At 71.6% G+C, this 366-nt stretch carries 1 protein-coding gene; it reads left to right on the top strand.

What is annotated here, in order from left to right; translation table 11 throughout:
- Window positions 1-142: 142 nt before the first annotated feature.
- On the top strand, window positions 143-366 hold a 224-nt coding region (locus AX750_RS12620), incomplete at its 3' end, for a twin-arginine translocation signal domain-containing protein (RefSeq protein WP_156446507.1).

Raw genomic sequence — 366 nt, forward strand, 5'->3', positions numbered from 1 at the left:
GGCCCGCCGATCTGGGACGTGGTCCGCACCCATGTCGCCGCGCGCAAAACCGTCAGCATCCGCCCCAACGACGCCGTCAAGGTCAGCGGCGCCTGAGCGCGCCCCGCCGATCCTGGGCACCACAACCATGGGACATCCGCCGATGAGCTCAGACCCGAAGACCAAACCGCTCGACCGCCGGCGCTTTCTCGGCGCCGCCGGCCTCGCCGGCGCGGGGCTCGCCACCTCCGCGCTGCCGCTGCGGGCGCAGGAGGCCAAGCCCGACCCGCTGATCACCGAGGTTCAGGACTGGAACCGCTATCTCGGCGAGGGCGTCGACAAGCGCCCCTATGGCACGCCGTCGCCCTTCGAGAAGCACATCGTCCG

This window comes from Methylobacterium sp. CCH7-A2 (assembly GCF_001557075.1).
Lineage (GTDB): Bacteria > Pseudomonadota > Alphaproteobacteria > Rhizobiales > Beijerinckiaceae > Allobosea > Allobosea massiliensis.